Below are 20,346 nucleotides of genomic sequence, written 5' to 3' on the forward strand. Positions count from 1 at the left end.
TGCCTGCATTGGTTATATGCATCGGTCGATCACATTGATCAACTCTTCGTGGATTGCAATTCGAAATTGTCCCCGAGCTCTCTCGATGAGCACTCCCACAATAATCAGCGCAATAGCGAATAGAAATACCTTGGGAGGACTGGAAAAGTGCTCTGAAAAAACAGTATTCAAAGAGCTCAAACCAAGCACTGAGATCGCACTAACAAAGATAAGAATAAAATTACTACGCTCTGAAATTTTTGAGTTGGTATTTTTGAGAGCCAGCATGTAATCGTTTAGCTCATTCTTCGTTACAGCCTTTTTACTGAGAAGTTCAGACAGCCACGCCACACCGTATCGAGCGATACTCGTTTCACGCTCTATAAATTTCAGCCAGTATCTTTCTGATCCTACTAGCCGATAGAAAAAACCAAATAGCGTGAAAAAATTGCCCTCAACATGCTCACTTCGTTCTTTCAGATAGGACTGTTTGAATTCTTTGAAATTTCTCATGTCTCGGACTTATTCATATAACGCCATTCAGCACGCGCGGCTACGAAATGGAGGCGAAGCCGCAATGTAGTAGACGTCGCCGTGACTGGCCTTGTTATGGCGACAACTGCCGCCATGCCGTTTTGTTGAAAATACCACAGACTGCTCCAGGCACCGCAAATACGGCAATAAAGCCCAGAGAGACCGCCACCGACCTGCTACCTGACCAGAGATCAAAGAATATGCCGAAACATAGAGCAACCAATACGCCAGATAAGCCACCCAATAGGACGGCAAAGCTTAAACTTATCTCTTCCTCGCGCCCCTTATAACTCCAGAGCAGAATCCCATCAAAAATTGCTGCAATAAAGGCTGGCACCAGGCCAACGATGTAGGAAAACAAGAAAAGGTTGGGAAATCCGGGATCATCTGTCGATGGGCTACCCATCAACTGAGCCAGGGTATATCCACCGATACCCGGACCGAAAAGCAGGAACCAAAACACCAAAATTGAACTGCTCTTCAGGAAGCCCAGACTCAAATTCTCCTTTTGCCATAACGTTTGAGCTAAGCGGCGCGGCTTTAGCCGCGTCCGGTGTAGGCCCGAAGGGCCGGAACATACTTGAGCGATTTGTTATGCATCGGCAAACACTAGGTCGTAGAATCGCTCTACAGTCTTGTCTAGCGCAGGTAGCAGCTCAAATCGTGATCCGTCTTTCCTCTTAATGATCACCGCAGACCGAACGCTTTCTTTGTCTTCAGAAAGATACTCTTCATGAATTTCAATAATCTGGTCTTCGGAGGAAAATGTGCCCCCCTCAATTGCGCCACAGGAATTGACAGTAGAATGGCGTGAAAAGGGCCCTACCTCGGTATATAAATGCTTGTAGGCATTTGAGACACTTCGAATATCGCGAAAGGCGCCTTCCGTCTCTTCTGAAAGGTAGTTTACAAGGTCGCCTATAGTGTCAAATGCAACAACCTTCTCAGGGCAGTGGCGCTTGTTATAGGCCAAGTAATGGTCGGCTAAGTGGGAGCACGAGACGGCAGCATTGAAGCCTCTGCGCACGTCACCGGGCCTTTCATGGCAATCGAGTCGGTTCTGATCAACGAACGCTTCGAGAAATTGCTCTGGAGTCATTCCCATTCTATGTCCAACCGAGATGCATAACAGTAATTAGACCGCGTTCCGCGATATCGAATAATCGTGCGTTCTCGATAATGTCGCCCTACGGGCGGTTTCGGTACGGTCGTTAATTCCATTTAAACAACACCTTAGCGTCTCGTCGCCGTTGGCGCCATGTCTTCGTTTGACTTCTTCATTCTGTCATTCCAATATAACTGTATAAAAATACAGCTTCGCAGACAGGAGGTCAGCGAATGGCGCAACGGGAACCCCGCCTCAGGGAGCAGGTCCGCCGGGTGATGCGGTTGGGCCGGTACAGTATTCGGACGGAGAAATCCTACTGGTACTGGATTCGCTATTTCATCCGCTTCCAGAACCTGACCCATCCTCGCCAATTGGGCGCGCCCGATGTCAGGGACTTTCTGACCTGGCTGGCGGTGGAGCGGAATGTCGCGGCGGCGACGCAGGATCAGGCGTTGAACGCCCTCGTTTTCCTTTACAGCAAGGTGCTGGAGGCGCCACTGGGGGATATCGGTGACGCCACCCGCTCGAAACGGCCGCCCAGACTCCCCACGGTGCTCACCCACGATGAGGCCATGCGGCTGATTCAGCAGTTGTCATCGCCGTATGACGTGATGGCGTCTTTGATGTACGGCGCCGGCCTGAGGGTGACCGAAGCCGCCCGCCTGCGCGTGAAGGATATCGACCAGGCCCGGCGGGTCATTACGGTTCGCGATGGCAAGGGCGGGAAAGACCGCACGACCCTGTTGCCCGAGGCGCTGGCAAGCCGACTGGCCGCCCACATCGAGCGCATCGCCTTTTCCTGGCGCGGGCGGGACCGGCACATAACCGCACCCGTCACCCTGCCCTTTGCCCTGCGCCGCAAATACCCGGGCGCGGACACGTCGCTCGAATGGCAGTGGCTGTTTCCGTCCCAAGGGTTGTGCGCGGACGATACCGGGCGCGCCGTGCGTCACCACATCCATGTCTCCAGCGTGCAGAAAGCGGTCCGCAACGCGGCTGCAGACGCGGGGATTCACAAGCCGACCGGCTGCCACACGCTGCGCCACACGTTCGCGACGGAGCTGCTACGGCGCGGCAGCGATATCCGGACGGTCCAGTCGCTGCTGGGCCATGCGAACGTGCGCACCACCCAGATCTATACCCATGTGCTGGGCGAAGGCTTTGCGGGGGTGAACAGCCCGCTGGGCTGAAATCAGCGGCCCGCCTGGCCCACCGCGCCCGCCGTGGCCACCAGCTCGTCGATCACGCCATCCAGCATCGGTTGCCAGTTGTCGCCCTTGAACTCGCCGTTGCCGTCGAATACCTGGTTGGCCTGGGGCACGGCCATTTGCGTGGGAATCACCTGCACGCCGATGTTGCCCAGCATCATGCGCAGGGGCACGAGGCCACGCATGCCGCCAAAACCGCCGGGGGACGCGGACAGCAGCCCCGCCACCTTGCCCTTGAAGGCCGCCAGACCGGGCTCGTCGCTGGATTCCGGGCGACTGATCCAGTGCAGGGTGTTGACCAGCAGCGGCGTGAGGGTGCTGTTGTATTCCGGCGCGGCGATGCAGAAGCCGTGGTGGTCGCGGAACACTTGCTTCAGGTCACGCGCCGCCTGGGGCAGCCCTTTTTCCGCTTCCAGATCGCCGTTATAGATGGGCATCTCGTAGTGGGCGAGGTTGATGCGGGTGACGCTGACGCCGTCGCGCGTCTCCGCCGTGCGGGCGGCGGCTTCGGCCAGTTGCGCGTTGAAAGATCCGGTGCGGGTGCTGCCAGCCATGAACAACAGCTTGACGGGTTGGGCCATGGTTCGTGTCTCCTGGTCCGGTGATGGATTTCGTTACCAAGCTAAACGGTATAGGGTGAATAGCAAGCAAATCGATATTTGACGATTCTATAGGCCCCATAGGGCCTTACACGTGATCCATTAAGGTGACAGTAAGTGGCGATTTTCTATACTAGGGGGGATAGAAGAACAAATAAATGACAGAGTGCGTTTGAGACAGCATGGCGAATTGATCGGGGGCCCCATCAGGGGATTCGAACTTTCAGGGAGACCACCATGGCGTATCAGAACACCCAGACCGGCCACGAGTCGGCCAGCGAGCCGCGACAGGAGAACGCCCTGTCCATCCCGCTGGAAGCCTACCAGACCCGTCGCGCATCCTACTTCTGGGAGCGCAAACTGTTGCAGAAGCTGCTTGAGTTCGCCGGCAGCCCACCGATCCAGTGCGAACTCTGGGACGGGTCGCAGGTGCGGCTCGACAACACCTCGCCACGCTTTACCCTGGGCCTGACCGACCCCAAGGCACTCTATCATCTCGTTTCCAACCCCAACCTGTCGTTCGGCGATCTCTACAGCGCCGGCCGGCTGACCGTCTCCGGCGACCTGACCGAGCTGCTGGACACGCTCTACCAGGCCACCCGCCAGGCCGAGTCCAGCTGGCCCGCCTGGCTGGAGAAGCTCTGGGCCAACCACGCGCCCCGTTCCACCGATATGGGCGATGCGCGCCAGAACATCCACCACCATTACGACCTGGGCAACGACTTCTACCGCCTGTGGCTGGATACGGCAGAGATGCAGTACACCTGCGCCTATTTCGAGAGCGCCGACAACACGCTCGAACAGGCGCAACTGGCCAAGCTGGAACACGTCTGCCGCAAGCTCCAGCTCAAGCCGGGCATGACCGTGGTGGAAGCCGGTTGCGGCTGGGGCGGGCTGGCCCGCTACATGGCGCGGAACTATGGCGTGAACGTGCACGCCTACAACATCTCGAAGGAACAGCTGGCGTTCGCCCGCGAGGAAGCAAAACGCCAGGGCCTGGACCAGCAGATCGACTACGTGGAGGACGACTACCGCAACATCAGCGGCCAGTACGACGCCTTCGTCTCGGTGGGCATGCTGGAACATGTGGGCACCAGCCACTACGACGACATGGCCACGGTGATCAAACGCTCCCTGAAACCCGATGGCCTGGCCCTGCTGCACAGCATCGGCCGCAACTCGCCACGCAAGATGAACGCCTGGATCGAGAAACGCATCTTTCCCGGCGCCTACCCGCCCAGCATCGGCGAGTTCGTCGGCATCTGCGAGCGGGGCAATTTCTCGGTGCTGGATGTGGAGAACCTGCGCCTGCACTACGCCCAGACCCTGGAACACTGGAAGGACCGCTTCGAGGCCCACGTCGACGAGGTGACCGACATGTACGACGAGAACTTCACCCGTGCCTGGCGGCTGTATCTGGCCGGTTCGATCTCGGCGTTCCGCACCAGCTCATTGCAGCTGTTCCAGGTGGTATTCAGCCACGCGGACAACAACAGCGTGCCGCGTAACCGCAAGCACCTCTACGCATCCTCGGCTGCACCGGAGTCCGTCTGACCATGGAACACTACGACCTGATCATCGTCGGCGGCGGCCCGGCCGGCTCCACCCTGGCCTGGGCCCTGCGCAACAGCGGCAAGCGCATCCTGCTGATGGACAAGGCCGACTTCCCCCGGGACAAGACCTGCGCCGGCTGGGTGACGCCTGCCGTGGTGGAAAGCCTGGGCATCGACCTGGACGACTACCGCCAGGCCAACACCCTGCAACCGATCAACCGTTTCCGCATCGGCATGATGGGCCAGCCGGCGGTGGACAACGACCACGGTGACGAGCCGGTGAGCTATGGCATCCGCCGCTGCGAGTTCGACACCTACCTGCTGGACCGCGTGACCGCCGACAAGGCGCTGAAGACGCCCGTGAAGTCCATCGTGCGCGACGAGGGCAACTGGATCATCAACGACACCTACCGGGCCCCGCTGGTGGTGGGCGCCGGCGGACACTTCTGCCCGGTGGCGCGCCAGCTCGGCGACGGCCCCGGCGGGCACGAAACCGTGGTCGCCGCCAAGGAAGTGGAATTCGAGATGACCGACGCCCAGGCGCAGACCTGCCGCGCCCGGGGCGACCAGCCGGAACTCTGGTTCTGCCGGGACCTCAAGGGCTACGCCTGGGTGTTCCGCAAGGACAACTACCTGAACATCGGTCTGGGCCGGGAGGACAACCACAAGCTCACCGACCACCTGGAAGCCTTCGTGCAGGACATGAAGGACCAGGGGCGCATCCCCGAGGATCTGCCCGGCCGCTTCAAGGGCCACGCCTACCTGCTCTACGCCCACGCCGAGCGGCCGCTGGTGGACGACGGCATCCTGCTGATCGGCGATGCCGCCGGACTGGCCTACACGCAAAGCGGCGAAGGCATCCGCCCGGCCATCGAATCCGCGCTGCTGGCCGCCGAAACCATCCGCCGCGCGCCGGACATGCACGCCCAGAGCCTGCAGCGCTACGGCGACGCCATCGCCGACCGTTTCGGCCGCCGCGCCCTGTCCGAGAACGACGGCTGGCAGCTGCCGGGCTGGGTCAAATCCACCGTCGCCAGCGGCCTGATGCGCTCCCACTGGTTCACCCGCAAGGTGGTAACCGAGAAGTGGTTCCTGCACCAGGATGTGCCGGCGTTGAAGGTGGCGGTTTGAGGGGCGGTGGGATCGTGCCCTGGGGATGACGGGGCAGGCCTGCGGCCTGCTCGGAAGCTGAAGCTTCGGAGGGGCCGCCAGGCCCCTGGGTCCTGACGGCCCCACGCCTGAACTCTGGACACCCCATCCGCCCAACAAAAAAGAGGCCCAACCGGGCCTCTTTTTCATTCGGACCTGGCGTTGAGCCCCGCCGTCCTATTCCACGGCTTCTTCGGTCACCTTGACGGTGTACAAGGTCGTGGTGCCGCTGATCTCGTTGCCCACCGCCAGCATCGGCTCGCCGCTGGGGCTGTCGCTGGCGCTGATGAAGACGATGCTTTCCGGACCCAGGTCACCGGCCAGGTAGGCCGGTTCGCCGCCGTCGTCGATGCGGGTTTCGATGTCGAAGCCGAAGTCGCGGTTGGTGACGTATTCCACGAACGCCGGCGCCTGCGGGTCGGAGACGTCGTACACCATGATGCCGCCCACGCGCTCCAGGCCGATAAAGGCGTAGGTTTTGTCTTCAATCGCACCGACGGCGATGGCCTCTGGCTCCGGCCCCTTGGCGTCGCTGCGGCTGTCGCCACTGCCGTTCTCGGTGTTGTCGCTGTTGAAGTCCTCACCCAACTGCTCGAAGGTGATGGTCTCGAAGTCGCTGCCGCTGTCCGCCACCAGGCCGCCTTCGGCGTTCCAGATGGAGAAGCTGCGGGCGCCGTAGATTTCCGGGGTATCGAGCACGCCGTTGCCGTCGGTGTCGGAAGTCAGGCTGGTGGCCAGACGGCCCAGTTGGGTCTCGTCGCCGAACGCAGTGTCGCTCAGGTCGCCCTCGCGCGGCGCGTCCTCGAAGCGCAGTTCCTCCACGAAGCCGTCGTATTCGCGGCTGTCGCCCTCGTTGGCGGTGAAGTAATAGGCCTCGCCACCGATCTCGATGGACGCGATGGTGTCCGGCATGTACATCCCCCGCACCGGCCAGTTGGCGATGTTCGCGCCGTCGTCCTTGTCGGACGGGTCCAGGCCGTTGCCGTCCTCGTTGAAGTCCTTGGTGCCCAGGGCCACGATCGTCTCAACGGAGGCGCTGTCGATGTTGATGATCGCCACGGCGTTGTTTTCCTGCAGGGTGACCCAGGCCTGGGTGCCGTCCGGGGAAACGGCGATGTACTCCGGCTCCAGGTCCTGGGCCACGGATGATGCACCGTCGTGGAGATAGACGGCCAGGCCGGCGGCGCCCGCTTCGGCGAGCGTGTCGGCAATCTCGGAATCGCCGTCGAAATCGGTCGTCAGGGTCAGGATGCCGTTGGCGCTGTCCACCGCGGCCACCTGATACGGCAGCGGGTCGCCCTCTTCCGAGGCCAGGGTGAGCCAGTCGTTGACGCTGACGCCGGAGATGTCTTGGTTGACCTCCAGCGTGGCGGGATCGGCATCGGGGTCCGGGTCGGCGGCGAGGGTCAGCGGAGTGCGACCATAGTTACCGAACACGCGCACACCGTCCGGCAGTTCCGCAGCACGGCTGCCGCCCGCATTGAAGTCGCTGAAGCCAACGGTCTGGGCCACCGGGTTGTCCGGGTCGGTCACGTCGACGATGCTGACCGAGCCTTCCGGGTCGATGCTGTAGTCGTCGCTGGGCTCGCCCTCGTTGGCCAGCAACACCTGGGTGCCGTCGTGGCTGAAGGTGACCATGTCGGGCAGGCTGCCGACATCGGTCTGACCGCGGAAGTTCAGGTCCGAGGCGTTGTAGATCTGCACCCGGCCGACGTCGGTGGCGGTGTCGTTCTCGACGGCGATGGCGATCAGGCCGTTGGCGTAGGCGATGCTGTTGATGCCGCCCGCGCTGGCCCATTGGTCGAGGGCGTCGATCTCACCGGTTTTCTCGGGGTTGGTGGGATCCTGGACGTTGAGCACGTCCACACGGTTGGCTTCCGCGTTGATCACGAACAGCGTGGTGGAATCCTTGTCGTAGGCGACGATCTCGGCGGAGCCTTCGTCGAAGCCGTTGCCGTCGTCGGTGTAGCGGCCGGTCTGTTCCAGCGCGATGCTGATCCGGGTCTCGGGATCGGCGCTGTCGTCGTCATCGTCGTCGTTACAGGCCGTCAGGCCCAGGGTCGCGGCCAGGATGAGGCTGGTCAGCGCCGTCTTTTTGAACAGGGACTCTTTAAACAGCGGGTCTTTTAACAAGGGGCCTTTAAACAGGGAGCCTTTGGAAAGGGAGTCATTAGAAAGGGAGTCATTCGTCATCTCATTCGCCCATTGTCTGGTTTTATGGTCATGAAGCGCCGGTACGACGCTAAGGGCGACAGGTGACACGTGGATGACGATTAAAAGACAGGGCGATGACGTCTCGATGACACAAAAAAGCCCCGCGCTGGGCGGGGCTTTGCGGACAGGGCAATCCGGGCGGGTTATTCGCCCAGGTAGCTGCGGTACATCCAGACCGTTTTCTCCTGCTGGGAGATGTAGTCGCTCATCAGCGAAACGGTGCCTTCGTCCTCGGCATCGCCGGCCGTGGCGAGGATTTCACGCTGCTTGCCGATCAGTTTGGCGAAGCTTTCCACGATCTGGCCAACGGCGGTTTTGCCGTCGCTGACGTTCTGGCTCTCGTTCACCCCGGAGCGATCGATGTAGGCGCTGTAAGCGTGCGCGGGGCGATGGCCCAGGGTCAGAATACGCTCGGCGACTTCGTCCACTTTCTGCAGCAGGTCGTCGTACAGCTCCTCGAACTTGGCGTGCAGCTCGAAGAAGTTGTCGCCCTTGATGTTCCAGTGGTAGCCGCGAACGTTCATGTAGAAGATCTGGTAGTTGGCCAGCAGGTCGTTCAGATCCTTGGCCAGTTGCTCGGTTTTTCCGGTATCCAATCCAATCAGGTTCGTGCTCATTGGGTTCTCCCTCAGTCAGTTTCGAGTCGTTTTAAACTCTGATCGTTTTTTCTCTAACTTACCTACGCGAGCTTTCCTTAGAAAGTTTATTGACCATATTCAATTCATAGGGGCGCGCTATGCCGTTTTCAACGCAGGTGACTGATTTTTCATTTTAACGGCTCATCCGACGGCTCACATCAGTAATAGCCGGTATCTATTGAAAACAAAAATACAATTTACTTAATAATCGATCTCAGTCGCGTTTTAATGGAACGGTACAACGTCAGCCAGCGGAGATGATCATGGGTGTACTTAAGCTGTTTTTCCATAACCACGGCGCGGAGGGTGATCACTCCCTGACCAAGACGATCACCTTTGCCTGTACTCACTTTACCGTCGCTTTCACCGTGGCCTACGTGCTGACGGGCGACATCATCATCGGCAGCCTGATTGCCATGGTTGAGCCAGCCATCAACACGGTGGCCTACTTCTTCCACGAGAAGCTGTGGAACCGTCGCTCCCAGAGGAACCATGGCGCTGACAGCGGCCGCAACGACCGGCCGGGTGATCTCTGCCGGGGTTGTCCGATGACCCAGATGTCGAGCATCACCGCGGCGTAACCCGTCGAGTTTTTCTGAAGGCTTTCCCTGAAAGCTTTCCCCCTTCTGCCCCGCCCCGCGGGGCTTTTTTACACGTTTTTTACAAACACCTTCCAGCCAGCCCGCTTCGTCCCGGAAAGCCGCCCTGCCAGAGGCCCGGTGGTGTGTTATCCCGCCACCTGGGGCTAACAACGACATGACTTTGAGCAACTCACTCAGTCCGCCCGCCTGCCCTCTTTATTGACATACCCGTCATTAATGCGAATCATTATTGTTTGTATTTACTAAACCGCATGGCGATACGACCTATGAAGCGAAGTAAGCCGTTTGATTTCTCCCTGTCCAGCCAGACCCTCATTCCCCTGGCGTTCACCACCCTGATGGGCTCCAGCCCGATGATCTACGCCGCCACCAACGGCTCCGACACCGACGATGGCGACACCTCGACCATCGAGCTGCCCCAGATCCAGGTCACCGCCGACGGCGCCCGCAGCGCCACCGAGAAGACCGCACGGGAGGAAGGTTCGGTCTCCGACGTCAGCGCCGAGGACCTGGACGACACCGTGTCCTATTCGGTGGATGACATCTTCCGCTACGACCCGAGCGTGCTGACCACGGATAACGGCCGCTTCGGCCTGTCCGGCTTCAACGTGCGCGGTCTCGATGAAAACCGCATATCGATCCAGTTCGACGGCCTGGAAGCCGCCGAGGCCTATGGCCCGACGTCCAGCTACCTGAACAGCGGCCGACTCAGTACCGACATCGAGTCCCTCGCCGGGGTGTCTGTCATCAAGGGCGGCAACGCCCAGAGCGGCGCCGGATTCAGCACCGTTTCGATGCAGCTGGCCTCGCCCGAGAACTTCCTGGAAGGGGAAGGCGACGACGCCTACGCCAGCGTCAAAGGCGGTTACCGCAGCGACAACAACGGCTTCTTCGAGACCGCCACCGTTGCCGGCCGGCGCGGCGATTACGAAGCCATGCTGATCGTCACCAACCGCAACGCCGACAACACGGAGAACTACTTCGGCGACGGCGAGGGGGACACCACCATCGGCGACGAGCGCACCGAACCCAACCCGGGCGACGTGGATAACTACAACGTCCTGATGAAGCTGCAGAAGCGGACCGACAGCGGCCGCATCGGGGTGGTGGCCGAAAAGTACAAGGCCACCTCCGAGCTGCGCCTCTACTCGGAGGAAAGCGCCAGCGGCTTCGTGACCTACGACGATTACACCACCGACGACTCCCTCACCCGCTACCGCCTGGGCCTGTACCAGGAGGCCGAACTGGACACCGTCCTGTTCGACAACCTGCACTGGCAGCTGGACTGGCAGGACACCGAGACCGTCAACCGCAGCGAGATGGTCTACTCCGGCTATAACCGGCTGGTGGATCGCGATTACACCCAGACCACCTACCAGCTCAAGACAGACTTCAGCAAAGACCTCACCTTCGGTGTGCCGCAGCAGATCGCCTACGGCCTGACGCTCAAGCAGGACGATTACGACAGCCTGCAGAAGGACATCAACCAGGACAGCGACACTGTGTCCGAAAGCCGCTTCTCGCCGAAAGGTAAAGCCACCCGCATCGGCCTCTACCTGCAGGATCGCCTGAGCCTAGCGGACAACCGCGGCTCCCTGACACCGGCGGTACGCTTCGACAGCTACGACTATGACCTGGACAGCGACGGCCTGACATCGCTGGACTATGACGGCGCCAGCGGCGAGGCAGTCACCGGCCAGATCGGCGGCACCTGGGACTTCACGCCCAACCTGCAGCTGTTCGGCAAGACCGGCCTGGGCTTCCGCGCGCCCTCCTACGACGAGCTCTACTACGACTACGACGGTGGCCGCGGCTACCGCTTCGTCGCCAACCCGGACCTGGACGACGAACACAGCAAGTTCGTCGAACTCGGCCTGCGTGCCCAGGGCCGCTACGGCAACGCCGAGCTGACCGGCTTCTACACCGACTACGACGACTTCATCCAGAGTTCCGTCTCCGTCAGCGTCGACCCGGCCAACTACCCGTACGGCGAATACACCACCGAGAACGTCGACCGCGCCATCATCCGCGGCGTCGAGTTCAAGGGCACGCTGGACCTGAACGACGCCGTCGGCCTGGCGGATGGCTGGTACTCCCGCACGGCGGCAGCCTACATCGAAGGCAAGAACCTGGAGGACGGCACCGCCCTGGAATCCATTCCGCCTATCCAGGCCGTGCTGGCGCTGGGCTTCGAGGATCCCGACAACGTCTGGGGCGCCGAGGTGGCCGGCACCTTCGTCAATCACGTCAGCGACTACGACGCCGGCGACGGCCAGTTTGCACCGTCCGCCTACCAGCTGTACGACCTGACCGCCCACGTCACGCCGCTCGACGGCCTGACCCTCCGCGGTGGCGTGTTCAACCTGACCGACAAGAAGTACTGGGTCTGGGACGACGTGCGCGGCATTGCCTCCAGCACCGCTACGGCCAATCGCCTGTCGGAGCCGGGACGCAACTTCGGCGTCAGCGCGGAGTATGTGTTCTGACGGCTCAACGCCCGCGGATCGGGCCGGGGCATGCCGTCCGGTTGACCTGACCTGAAACGCAAATGATAATCAATTTTAATTGAGTCTTCGAGGAGCCCGCCCACGCGCTTCGCGAATGCCTTTGACGCGATCCCGCCCGGCAAACCTGCGACAGGCAGGATCGCAGCGTTGGTCCCGGTCGCCACACCAAACCGGCCGCTGACCGACTGACGAAAACGGAGTTATCCCATGCAGACAAACACACACACGCCGCACCCCTCCGCCAGTGCCGAGCTGGCACAGCGCTGGGCGGCCCTGCGCGCCGACAACCCGGGGCTGCGCATCCGCCAGGCGGCACAGGAACTGCAAGTCAGCGAACTGGCCCTGCTGCTGTGCCGGGAGCCGGAGACGGTGCAGCCGCTCAAGGCGGACTTCCCCGCGCTGATGGAGTCCATGGACGCGGTTGGCGAGGTCATGATCCTGGCCCGCAACGAGTCGGTGGTGCACGAAGTCACCGGCACCTTCAAGGATTTCCACACCGCCGGCTCGGGCGCCATGGGCCTGGCGGTGGGACAGATCGACGTGCGCGTGTTCTTCCGCCAGTGGGCCTATGGCTTCCGGGTCTGGGAACAGGTGCGCTCCGGCGAGCGGGAAAGCCTGCAGTTCTTCGACAGGCACGGCCAGGCCCTGCAGAAGATCTACCGCACCGACAACACTGACCGCGACGCCTGGCAGACCTTGCTGGACCGTTTCCTGGACGACGCCGGCCAGACTCCGGCCATCGAAGCGCCGCGCGCGCCGCTGCAACGGACCAACCCGGCCACCCTCGACGCCGACGCCCTGCGCCGGGAATGGGCCGAGCTCAAGGACGTGCATCACTTCAACGCCCTGCTCAAGCGCCACGACGTGGATCGCCTGACCGCCCTGGAGCTGGTCGGCACCGATGCCGCCCGGCGCCTGGACGACGGCACTGACAAGGGCCCGGAAGACAGCGCGCTCAACGTACTGCTGCAACAGGTCAGCGCCAGCGGCTGCCCGATCATGGTGTTCGTCGGCAATCCCGGCATCGTGCAGATCCACACCGGCCCGGTGTCACGCATCCTGCCCACCGGCCCGTGGATCAACATCCTCGATCCGGCATTCAACCTGCACGCCAACGTCAGCACCATCGAGCAGTGGTGGCGGGTGCGCCGTCCCACCAGCGACGGCATCGTCACCTCGCTGGAAGGCTACGACGCCAGCGGCACCCTGGTACTGACGCTGTTCGGCGCGCGCAAGCCCGGCCAGCCCGAAGACGAGGCCTGGCGACTGGAAATGCAGACCCTGGAGAATCGGCTATGCCCCTGATGCGATCCCTCGCCGGAGCCCTGGGCCTGTGCCTCGCCCTGACCGCACCGGCGGTCGCGGCCGGGCCCCGGGTGGTCAGCGCCGACGGCGCGATCACCGAAACCATCGTCGCCCTGGACGCAACCGACCTGCTGGTGGGCGTGGACACCACCAGCCACTATCCGCCGCAGGTCGTGGGCCCGCTGCCGAAGATCGGCTACCTGCGCGCCCTGCCCCTGGAAGGCGTGCTGTCGCTCAAGCCGTCCCGGCTGATCACCACCGAGGAAGCCGGGCCGGCCCAGACCATCGAGCGCATCGCCGCCGCCGGCGTGGACGTGGTGCAGTTGCCAGTAGCGCGGGACGTGCCCGCCACCCTGGCGCGAATCGAGCGGGTCGGCGAGCTGGTGGGCCACGCATCCGAGGCGCAGACGCTGACCGGCCGGATGCGCGAGCAGATCGAAGCGGTGCAGGCGACCATGGCCGGCAAGGCCGACGCGCGGGTACTGGTGCTGCTGGCCGCCGGTGACCACGGCGTCATGCTGGCCGGTCGCGACACCGCCGCCGATGCCCTGCTCAAGACGCTGGGGCTGGCCAACGCCCTGCCCGACGTGAACGGCTACAAGCCCGCCAGCCGCGAGGCGCTGCTGGTGTCCAGACCGGACGCCATCGTCATCGCCGAGGCGCGCCCGGGCGAGTTCCGCGCCGACCAGTGGCCGGGGCTGACGCAGCTGCCCGCCTGGCAGAACGGCCATCACGTTGCCGCCAGCGCCATGCTGTTGCTGGGTTTCGGTCCGCGCCTGGCGGAAGCCATGCAGACCGTCGCCAACGTGATTCCGGACGCCGACGCCAGCCCGGCGACCACCGCCCATGCCCAGTGACGGCATACGCCGGCTGCCGCCAGCCCTGAACTATTCGGGGCTGGTGCTGGTGCTGCTGGTCGCGGCGGTCCTGGCGCTGTCCAGCGGGGCCTACCCGATCAGCCTCGATGACCTGACCAGGCTCGCCGTCGGCGCCATGCCCGGCGATCAGACAGCGCACCTGGTGCTCTGGGACATCCGCCTGCCGCGTCTGCTGCTGGGGCTGCTCACCGGGGCCGTGCTGGCGGTCTCCGGCGCCCTGTTGCAGGGCCTGTTCCGCAATCCGCTGGCCGACCCGGGCCTGATCGGGGTCTCCAGCGGCGCCGCTTTCGGTGCGGTTGCGGTGATCGTGCTGGGAGGCTCCAGCCTCGCCGGCTGGATCGCATTCGCCGGGCGCTGGGCCCTGCCGCTGGCGGCCTTTATCGGCGGCACCGTCACCACGCTACTGGCCTGGCGCATTGCCCGCCGCCAGGGACAGACCAGCGTATCCCTGCTGCTGCTCGCCGGCATCGCCATCAACGCCATCGCCGGCGCCGGCACCGGGGTTCTGACCTTCTACGCCGACGACAGCGAGCTGCGCTCGCTCACCTTCTGGACCATGGGCAGCCTGGCCCACGCGCGCTGGGAAGACCTGTGGATGGCCGGCCCCTGGATGATCGCCACGCTGCTGATCGCGCCCGCCCTGGCGCGCCCGCTGGATGCCTTCCTGATGGGCGAACCGGTGGCCGGTCATCTGGGCTACTCCACCGACTGGGTCAAGCGCGGCGCCATCCTGCTCGCCGCCCTGGGGGTCGGCTCCGCGGTTGCCGTTACCGGCCTGATCGGTTTCGTGGGTCTGGTGGTGCCGCACCTGCTGCGCCAGCTGTTCGGCGCCGGCCACCGCCTGCTGCTGCCGGCCTGCGCCCTGGGTGGCGCGGCCCTGCTGGTGCTGGCCGACTGCCTGGCGCGGGTGATCGTCGCGCCGTCCGAACTGCCGATCGGCCTGATGATGGCCTTACTCGGCGGACCGTTTTTCCTGACCATGCTGATGCGTAACCGGTTTGCCTGATATGTCCGACATCACACCCTCCGCCCCGACGCCGGCCCTGCTGCAACTGAGCGGCGTCTCCGTCGCGCTGGGTGGCCACCCCATTCTCGACGACATCTCGCTGCAGGTGGCGGCGGGCGAGATGGTCGCCCTGCTGGGACCCAACGGGGCCGGCAAGTCCACGCTGATCCGTACCCTGGCGGGGGAGCTGTCCGCCAGCGCCGCCGGTCAGGTCGGTTTCGGTGATCGGCCCCTGGGCCGCTGGCACCGCAAGGAACTGGCGCGCCATCGGGCGGTGATGCCGCAGAAGGTCGATCTCCAGTTCCCCATGACGGTGGAAGAAGTCGTCGCCCTGGGACGCCCGCGCGAACCCCAGGCGCGCCGCTCGGCAGTGATGGCCGAGTTGCTCGACTGGCTGGACATCGCCCACCTGCGCACACGCCTGGTGCCCACCCTGTCCGGCGGCGAACAGCAGCGGACGCAACTGGCGCGGGTGATGGCCCAGGTCTGGGATCAGCCCCGGCCGCGCCTGCTGCTGCTCGACGAGTGCTCCTCGGCACTGGATCCGGCGCACCAGCAGCTGGTGTTCCAGCGCCTGCGGGGCATGGCCAATGCGGGTGCCGGGCTGCTGGTCGCGGTCCACGACCTCAACCTGGCCGCCCAGTTTGCCGACCGCCTGGTGCTGATGAAGAACGGCCGGCTGTTCGCCGAGGGGACGCCGGAATCGGTCCTGACCAGCGCCAACCTGTATGACGTGTACGGCCTCTCCGCCCGCGTGGAGCGGTTGGCGGAAGGCTACCCGATGGTGATTCCGCTCACGGAGCCGGCGACCGGTGCCAGCGAACCCTCACCGGCCCCGATACGACCCGCCGCTTCGCTCCCACGCTGAGCCCGGCAAGCGGGCGCCCGGCTCACGCGCACTCTTATGGAGCGCTCCCGCCATGCCCAGCCGGCCGGGCATGGCGGGAACCGCACCCACCGCGCCGCGAAGAGCACTTCAGGGCGTTGACGCTTCCCGGCGTTTGGTGAATGCTGGCCTATTCACCGGTTCCACGAGGCCCCCATGCTCCAGTTTCTGCCCGAATTCCTGACCATTGCCCTGATCCACCTGCTGGCCGTGGCCAGCCCGGGTCCCGACTTCGCGGTGGTGCTGCGCCAGGCCCTGTCTCAGAGCCGGCGCAACGCGCTGCTGACGGCGGTTGGCGTCGGGCTGGGCATTCTGGTGCATGTGACCTACTCTCTGCTGGGCATTGGCCTGCTGATCCAGCAGTCGATCTTCCTGTTCAATATCCTCAAAGTGGTCGGCGCCCTCTACCTCACCTGGATCGCGCTGCAGTGCCTGCGCTCCAAACCGGGCAGCATCCAGGTGGGGAATGGCAGCGCGTCCCGGCAGTCGGGCGCCAAGGCTTTCCGCCTGGGCTTTTTGACCAACGCCCTCAATCCCAAGGCGACGCTGTTCTTCGTCTCCGTGTTCTCGCTGATGATCAGCCCGGATACCCCCACCGGCGTGCAGGTGTTCTATGGTGTCTACATGGCGTTGGCCACGGGGCTCTGGTTCAGCATTGTCGCCCTGTTCTTCACCCTGCCCCGGGTGCGTCGGGCATTCGGCCGCTTCGGCCACTGGCTCGACCGGATCATGGGCGGGCTGTTGCTGGCACTGGCCGGACGGCTGGCCTTGTCAGCCGCGACTGGCACAGAAACTGCTCCATAACGCCACAAACCAGACCCCGGGATAAAACCTGCCGCTTTTCGCCGGATTCGACGCCGGCAGCGGCCACAAGAAGGCGGTTCCGGGACCATTTGTGTGATGGCGCCTGCTCGGGGCGCGCTGTGGCAGTAGGGGTTCGCTATGCTCGGTTTTATCAAGAACGCGCTCAGCAGTCGGCTGGCGCGTCCGCTGTTTCTGGCGTTGCTGGTCGCGGCCGCCGCCCAGGTGGCGCTGGTGGTCCTGATCACCAGCCACAACGTGGGCGAACTGGAAAACGCGATCGCCACGGAACTGGAGAGCGCCGGTGCGCAACTGGGCACCACGCTGGAACAGGACCAGGCCCGGCTGGATGAGGTGGTCAACAACCTCACCGGCAACGTCCAGACCGAGCTGGAGAACAGCCTGACCACCTCGCTCGAATCCGAGCAACAACGGGTGATCGATCGCTTTGAGGAGACGCTGGTCGAGTCCAGCCGCACGGTGGGCCAGATCCTGGCCCAGATCGCCGCGCCCTACGTCTGGGACAACGACGTGCCCACCCTCACCCGCTTCGTGGAAATGGCCCACGAGAATCCCAATGTGATCTTCGCCATCTACCTGGACCGGGACGGCAACCCGCTGACCCGCTATGTGGATCGCACCAACCCGGACGTGAAGCGGCTGATCGACGCCAGCCCCATCCGCAGCTCCGTGCGCAGTGTGCTGGACGCGGCCCCGGACGACGCACAGACCCGGGTGATCGAGCTGCCGGTCACCTCCCAGGACGTGGAGATCGGCAAGCTGGTGCTGGGGGTCAGCAACGCCGCCATCGCCCAGGAAACCGAAGCCCTGACCGAGCGTTTCAATACCCTCAAGCAGTCCGCCACCCAGGCCACCCAATCCGCCATCGCCGATGCCTCGGCCAGCATCAGCGAGCCCCTGAACGATGTGCTGATGGCGGTCAGCCTGGAGTTCAGCCAGGTCACCGACAGCCTGCGCCGCACCGCCGATAATCAGTCCGACGGGCTGATTCGGTCGGTCCTGGTGGTTCTGGTCATCAGCGCCGTCGCCCTGATCCTGATCATCGGGCTGGTGATCGGTGCCCGGGTGATCAGCCGCCTGAACGCCCTGCGCACGGCGGCCGCGGAGATCGCCGACGGCGACGGGGACCTGACCGGCCGTGTGCCGGAAACCGGCAAGGACGAGATGACCGACACCGCCCGGGCGCTCAACCGCTTCATCGGCCGCACCCAGGACACCATCCGCGAGGTACACGGCGCCGTGGCCGACACCCGTCAGCGGGTCACCGAACTGGCCGGCGCCGCCGGCGAGGCGGACCAGTCGTCGCAGCAGCAGCGGGCCGAGCTGGAGCAGCTCACCTCCGCCATGCAGCAGATGGGCGCCTCCATCCAGCAGGTGGCGGAAAGCGTGCAGCAGGCCAACAGCCACGTGGACACGATCAGGGGCGACATGACCCGCAACCGGGACATCACCCGTCAGGTCAACGCCGAGCTGAACGCACTGCTGGAGAAAGTCGCCGACACCACGGCGGTCATTGAATCGCTGGACACCAAGAGCCAGGCCATCGGCACGGTGCTGGACGTGATTGCCGGCATCGCCGAGCAGACCAATCTGCTGGCGCTGAACGCCGCCATCGAGGCCGCCCGGGCCGGTGAGAGCGGGCGCGGGTTCGCAGTGGTGGCGGACGAGGTGCGCGGGCTGGCCAGCCGCACCCAGGATTCCACCGAGGAGATTCGCGGCAACATCGAGGCGCTGCAGGACGGCAGCCAGAACGCCGTCCGGGCGATTGGCGCGGCATCGGAGCTGACCCGCAACGGCCAGCAGCGTTTCGCCGAATCCGATGCCCTGATGAGCAACATCGACGGCGCCACGTCGCAGCTGTTCGACATGACCACGGAAGTCGCTTCCATGGCCGAGCAACAGAGTTCGGTTTCCGAGGAAGTGAACCGCAACGCCGTGAACATCAGCGAAGCGGCGGAACGCTCCAGCAGCGCCATCGCCCAGGCCTCCGCCGTGGCGCGGGAGCTGGATGGCGCCATGCAGCGGCTGGCGCAGGCCGTGGGGCGGTTTCGGGTTTAGGGCAGGCTAAAGGCCTGCCCGTCTTACAGCCTCGCCGATCCGGGCAACGCCCTACGGATTCCGCCCCATCGCCGCCAGCGATTGCAGCAGCGTTTCAGTCTGCTCCCAGCCGAGGCAGGGGTCGGTGATGGAGCACCCGTAGATCAGCTCCTCGCCGTCATTCTGGCGTCCTTCCTCCAGGAAACTCTCCAGCATGAGCCCGCGGATGTCGGTATTACCGGCGCCGCGCTGGGCCATGACGTGGCGGGCAATATCCAGTTGGCGGTGCGCCTGTTTCTGGGCGTTGTCGTGGCTGCAATCCACCATTACCGAGGGCATCACGCCGGCTTCGCGCAGGGCGGCGGTCGCCGCGGCGATGCTCTGGGGATCGTAGTTGGTGATGCCGCGGCCGCCGCGCAGGACCAGGTGCACGTCGCGGTTGCCCGGGGTCAGGATCATGGCCGGGTGGCCGTCGTCGTCATGGCCCAGACGGTGATGGCCGTGAGCGGCGGACTTCATCGCGTTGACCGCCATGCCCACACTGCCGTCGGTGCCGTTCTTGAAGCCCACCGGCATGGGCAGGCCGGAGGCCATTTCCCGGTGCAGCTGGGATTCGGTGGTGCGAGCGCCGATGGCGGTCCAGCTCACCAGATCCTCCAGGTAGCTGAAGCCCACCGGGTTGAGTGCCTCGGTCGCCAGCGGCAGGCCGAGGTTGGCCAGGTTCAGCAGCAGCCGGCGGCAGCGCACCAGCCCCTGGGCCATGTCACCCTCGCCGGTGCGCTCCGGGTCGTACATCAGACCTTTCCAGCCGACGGTGGTGCGGGGCTTTTCGACGTAGGCGCGCATCACCACCACGCACTGGTCCTTGATCTCCTCCGCCAGCCGCGCCAGGCGCTCGCCGTATTCCAGGGCGGCCACTTCGTCGTGCACCGAGCAGGGACCGATCACCAGCAGCATGCGCGGGTCGGCGCCCAGCAGCACCCGGCGCACGGTTTCCCGGTGCTCGGCAATCTGGCGCGCCAGGTCGGCGCTGAGCGGCAGCTCCTGGCGCAGCTGCGCCGGCGTCGGCAGTTTTACGACGGTCTGGGTCGCGGTTTCGCTGGGCAGGGTCGATCGTTGATCGATGGTGGTGTCGGTGGCTGTCAGTGGCATGTTCATCATGAGTACTCCGGTTCAGAAACGTATTGGCAATCATCAGAAATCGGTAAAACCCGCAGGCTGACGTTCAATAACGCCAGCCGCTGATAAATCGCCAACCGTTCTGGCCGGAGAGCCGTCGGCTGCAAAGAAGCTGTCTGCGTGCTTGAGCTTCGCTACTCAT

Annotated in this window: 18 protein-coding genes; 11 read left to right on the forward strand and 7 right to left on the reverse strand. The window is 63.8% G+C overall.

From position 1 onward, the window contains the following. Positions 1 to 12: 12 nt before the first annotated feature. The 3 genes from DKK67_RS21685 to DKK67_RS19080 form a co-directional block, all read right to left on the reverse strand. The gene (locus DKK67_RS21685; protein WP_162628882.1) at positions 13 to 492 is read right to left on the reverse strand and encodes a hypothetical protein; all 480 of its coding nucleotides are present in this window, start codon (positions 490 to 492) and stop codon (positions 13 to 15) included. A 94-nt stretch (positions 493 to 586) separates the two neighbouring features. Next, positions 587 to 1,012, reverse strand: coding sequence for a hypothetical protein (locus DKK67_RS19075; protein WP_111498112.1), 426 nt, complete (start codon positions 1,010 to 1,012; stop codon positions 587 to 589). A 93-nt stretch (positions 1,013 to 1,105) separates the two neighbouring features. Continuing rightward, positions 1,106 to 1,612 (reverse strand): hypothetical protein, encoded by a 507-nt coding sequence (locus DKK67_RS19080; RefSeq protein ID WP_111498113.1) that lies wholly within the window; start codon positions 1,610 to 1,612, stop codon positions 1,106 to 1,108. 239 nt (positions 1,613 to 1,851) lie between these two features. Between DKK67_RS19080 and DKK67_RS19085 the strand changes: the two genes are divergently transcribed. After that, positions 1,852 to 2,811 (forward strand): integron integrase, encoded by a 960-nt coding sequence (locus DKK67_RS19085; protein WP_111498114.1) that lies wholly within the window; start codon positions 1,852 to 1,854, stop codon positions 2,809 to 2,811. Between the two features lie 2 nt (positions 2,812 to 2,813). Here DKK67_RS19085 and DKK67_RS19090 read toward each other — a convergent pair whose 3' ends face one another. Further along, on the reverse strand, positions 2,814 to 3,410 hold the full coding sequence (locus DKK67_RS19090; RefSeq protein WP_111498115.1) for an NADPH-dependent FMN reductase: 597 nt from the start codon (positions 3,408 to 3,410) through the stop codon (positions 2,814 to 2,816). A gap of 255 nt (positions 3,411 to 3,665) precedes the next feature. Between DKK67_RS19090 and DKK67_RS19095 the strand changes: the two genes are divergently transcribed. Together DKK67_RS19095 and DKK67_RS19100 are read left to right on the forward strand one after the other, a co-directional pair. Beyond that, the gene (locus DKK67_RS19095; protein WP_111498116.1) at positions 3,666 to 4,982 is read left to right on the forward strand and encodes an SAM-dependent methyltransferase; all 1,317 of its coding nucleotides are present in this window, start codon (positions 3,666 to 3,668) and stop codon (positions 4,980 to 4,982) included. A 2-nt stretch (positions 4,983 to 4,984) separates the two neighbouring features. Beyond that, positions 4,985 to 6,112 (forward strand): NAD(P)/FAD-dependent oxidoreductase, encoded by a 1,128-nt coding sequence (locus tag DKK67_RS19100; RefSeq protein ID WP_111498117.1) that lies wholly within the window; start codon positions 4,985 to 4,987, stop codon positions 6,110 to 6,112. Between the two features lie 195 nt (positions 6,113 to 6,307). Here DKK67_RS19100 and DKK67_RS19105 read toward each other — a convergent pair whose 3' ends face one another. Both DKK67_RS19105 and DKK67_RS19110 read right to left on the reverse strand, forming a co-directional pair. After that, positions 6,308 to 8,263, reverse strand: a complete 1,956-nt coding sequence (locus DKK67_RS19105) for a choice-of-anchor I family protein (RefSeq protein ID WP_228160709.1) — start codon at positions 8,261 to 8,263, stop codon at positions 6,308 to 6,310. A gap of 224 nt (positions 8,264 to 8,487) precedes the next feature. Next, entirely contained in the window at positions 8,488 to 8,961 is a 474-nt protein-coding gene (locus DKK67_RS19110) for a Dps family protein (protein ID WP_111498118.1), read from the reverse strand. Between the two features lie 284 nt (positions 8,962 to 9,245). Between DKK67_RS19110 and DKK67_RS19115 the strand changes: the two genes are divergently transcribed. The 8 genes from DKK67_RS19115 to DKK67_RS19150 all read left to right on the forward strand — a co-directional run bounded on the left by DKK67_RS19115 (position 9,246) and on the right by DKK67_RS19150 (position 19,046). Further along, positions 9,246 to 9,563: a DUF2061 domain-containing protein gene (locus tag DKK67_RS19115; protein WP_204355877.1), complete on the forward strand. Its 318-nt coding sequence runs from the start codon at positions 9,246 to 9,248 to the stop codon at positions 9,561 to 9,563. A 287-nt stretch (positions 9,564 to 9,850) separates the two neighbouring features. Then, positions 9,851 to 12,070 (forward strand): TonB-dependent hemoglobin/transferrin/lactoferrin family receptor, encoded by a 2,220-nt coding sequence (locus DKK67_RS19120; protein ID WP_162628883.1) that lies wholly within the window; start codon positions 9,851 to 9,853, stop codon positions 12,068 to 12,070. 228 nt (positions 12,071 to 12,298) lie between these two features. Further along, the gene (locus DKK67_RS19125) at positions 12,299 to 13,396 is read left to right on the forward strand and encodes a hemin-degrading factor (protein ID WP_111498120.1); all 1,098 of its coding nucleotides are present in this window, start codon (positions 12,299 to 12,301) and stop codon (positions 13,394 to 13,396) included. After that, entirely contained in the window at positions 13,387 to 14,253 is an 867-nt protein-coding gene (locus DKK67_RS19130) for a heme/hemin ABC transporter substrate-binding protein (protein WP_228160710.1), read from the forward strand. Before DKK67_RS19125 ends, DKK67_RS19130 begins: the two co-directional genes overlap by 10 nt. Further along, on the forward strand, positions 14,243 to 15,280 hold the full coding sequence (locus DKK67_RS19135; RefSeq protein WP_111498121.1) for a FecCD family ABC transporter permease: 1,038 nt from the start codon (positions 14,243 to 14,245) through the stop codon (positions 15,278 to 15,280). The genes DKK67_RS19130 and DKK67_RS19135 overlap by 11 nt, the downstream gene beginning before the upstream one ends. Before the next feature lies 1 nt (position 15,281). Continuing rightward, on the forward strand, positions 15,282 to 16,148 hold the full coding sequence (locus DKK67_RS19140; protein ID WP_111498122.1) for a heme ABC transporter ATP-binding protein: 867 nt from the start codon (positions 15,282 to 15,284) through the stop codon (positions 16,146 to 16,148). Between the two features lie 174 nt (positions 16,149 to 16,322). Next, entirely contained in the window at positions 16,323 to 16,970 is a 648-nt protein-coding gene (locus DKK67_RS19145; RefSeq protein ID WP_111498123.1) for a LysE family transporter, read from the forward strand. Positions 16,971 to 17,108: 138 nt separating this feature from the next. Then, a complete protein-coding gene (locus DKK67_RS19150; protein WP_111498124.1) occupies positions 17,109 to 19,046 on the forward strand; it encodes a methyl-accepting chemotaxis protein in 1,938 nt (645 codons plus the stop codon). A 51-nt stretch (positions 19,047 to 19,097) separates the two neighbouring features. On the opposite strand, the gene DKK67_RS19155 is transcribed toward DKK67_RS19150, so the two are convergent. Next, positions 19,098 to 20,183: a 3-deoxy-7-phosphoheptulonate synthase gene (locus DKK67_RS19155; RefSeq protein ID WP_111498163.1), complete on the reverse strand. Its 1,086-nt coding sequence runs from the start codon at positions 20,181 to 20,183 to the stop codon at positions 19,098 to 19,100. Positions 20,184 to 20,346 lie beyond the last annotated feature (163 nt).

Source organism: Marinobacter bohaiensis (assembly GCF_003258515.1).
Taxonomy (GTDB): Bacteria; Pseudomonadota; Gammaproteobacteria; order Pseudomonadales; family Oleiphilaceae; genus Marinobacter_A; species Marinobacter_A bohaiensis.

What these genes read in the sequence shown, in the direction of transcription:
- DKK67_RS21685 (WP_162628882.1), bottom strand. Translation starts at nt 492, where the DNA reads ATGAGAAATTTCAAAGAATTCAAACAGTCCTATCTGAAAGAACGAAGT.
- DKK67_RS19080 (WP_111498113.1), bottom strand. Translation starts at nt 1,612, where the DNA reads ATGACTCCAGAGCAATTTCTCGAAGCGTTCGTTGATCAGAACCGACTC.
- DKK67_RS19085 (WP_111498114.1), top strand. Translation starts at nt 1,852, where the DNA reads ATGGCGCAACGGGAACCCCGCCTCAGGGAGCAGGTCCGCCGGGTGATG.
- DKK67_RS19090 (WP_111498115.1), bottom strand. Translation starts at nt 3,410, where the DNA reads ATGGCCCAACCCGTCAAGCTGTTGTTCATGGCTGGCAGCACCCGCACC.
- DKK67_RS19095 (WP_111498116.1), top strand. Translation starts at nt 3,666, where the DNA reads ATGGCGTATCAGAACACCCAGACCGGCCACGAGTCGGCCAGCGAGCCG.
- DKK67_RS19100 (WP_111498117.1), top strand. Translation starts at nt 4,985, where the DNA reads ATGGAACACTACGACCTGATCATCGTCGGCGGCGGCCCGGCCGGCTCC.
- DKK67_RS19110 (WP_111498118.1), bottom strand. Translation starts at nt 8,961, where the DNA reads ATGAGCACGAACCTGATTGGATTGGATACCGGAAAAACCGAGCAACTG.
- DKK67_RS19115 (WP_204355877.1), top strand. Translation starts at nt 9,246, where the DNA reads ATGGGTGTACTTAAGCTGTTTTTCCATAACCACGGCGCGGAGGGTGAT.
- DKK67_RS19120 (WP_162628883.1), top strand. Translation starts at nt 9,851, where the DNA reads ATGAAGCGAAGTAAGCCGTTTGATTTCTCCCTGTCCAGCCAGACCCTC.
- DKK67_RS19125 (WP_111498120.1), top strand. Translation starts at nt 12,299, where the DNA reads ATGCAGACAAACACACACACGCCGCACCCCTCCGCCAGTGCCGAGCTG.
- DKK67_RS19130 (WP_228160710.1), top strand. Translation starts at nt 13,387, where the DNA reads ATGCCCCTGATGCGATCCCTCGCCGGAGCCCTGGGCCTGTGCCTCGCC.
- DKK67_RS19135 (WP_111498121.1), top strand. Translation starts at nt 14,243, where the DNA reads ATGCCCAGTGACGGCATACGCCGGCTGCCGCCAGCCCTGAACTATTCG.
- DKK67_RS19140 (WP_111498122.1), top strand. Translation starts at nt 15,282, where the DNA reads ATGTCCGACATCACACCCTCCGCCCCGACGCCGGCCCTGCTGCAACTG.
- DKK67_RS19145 (WP_111498123.1), top strand. Translation starts at nt 16,323, where the DNA reads ATGCTCCAGTTTCTGCCCGAATTCCTGACCATTGCCCTGATCCACCTG.
- DKK67_RS19150 (WP_111498124.1), top strand. Translation starts at nt 17,109, where the DNA reads ATGCTCGGTTTTATCAAGAACGCGCTCAGCAGTCGGCTGGCGCGTCCG.
- DKK67_RS19155 (WP_111498163.1), bottom strand. Translation starts at nt 20,183, where the DNA reads ATGAACATGCCACTGACAGCCACCGACACCACCATCGATCAACGATCG.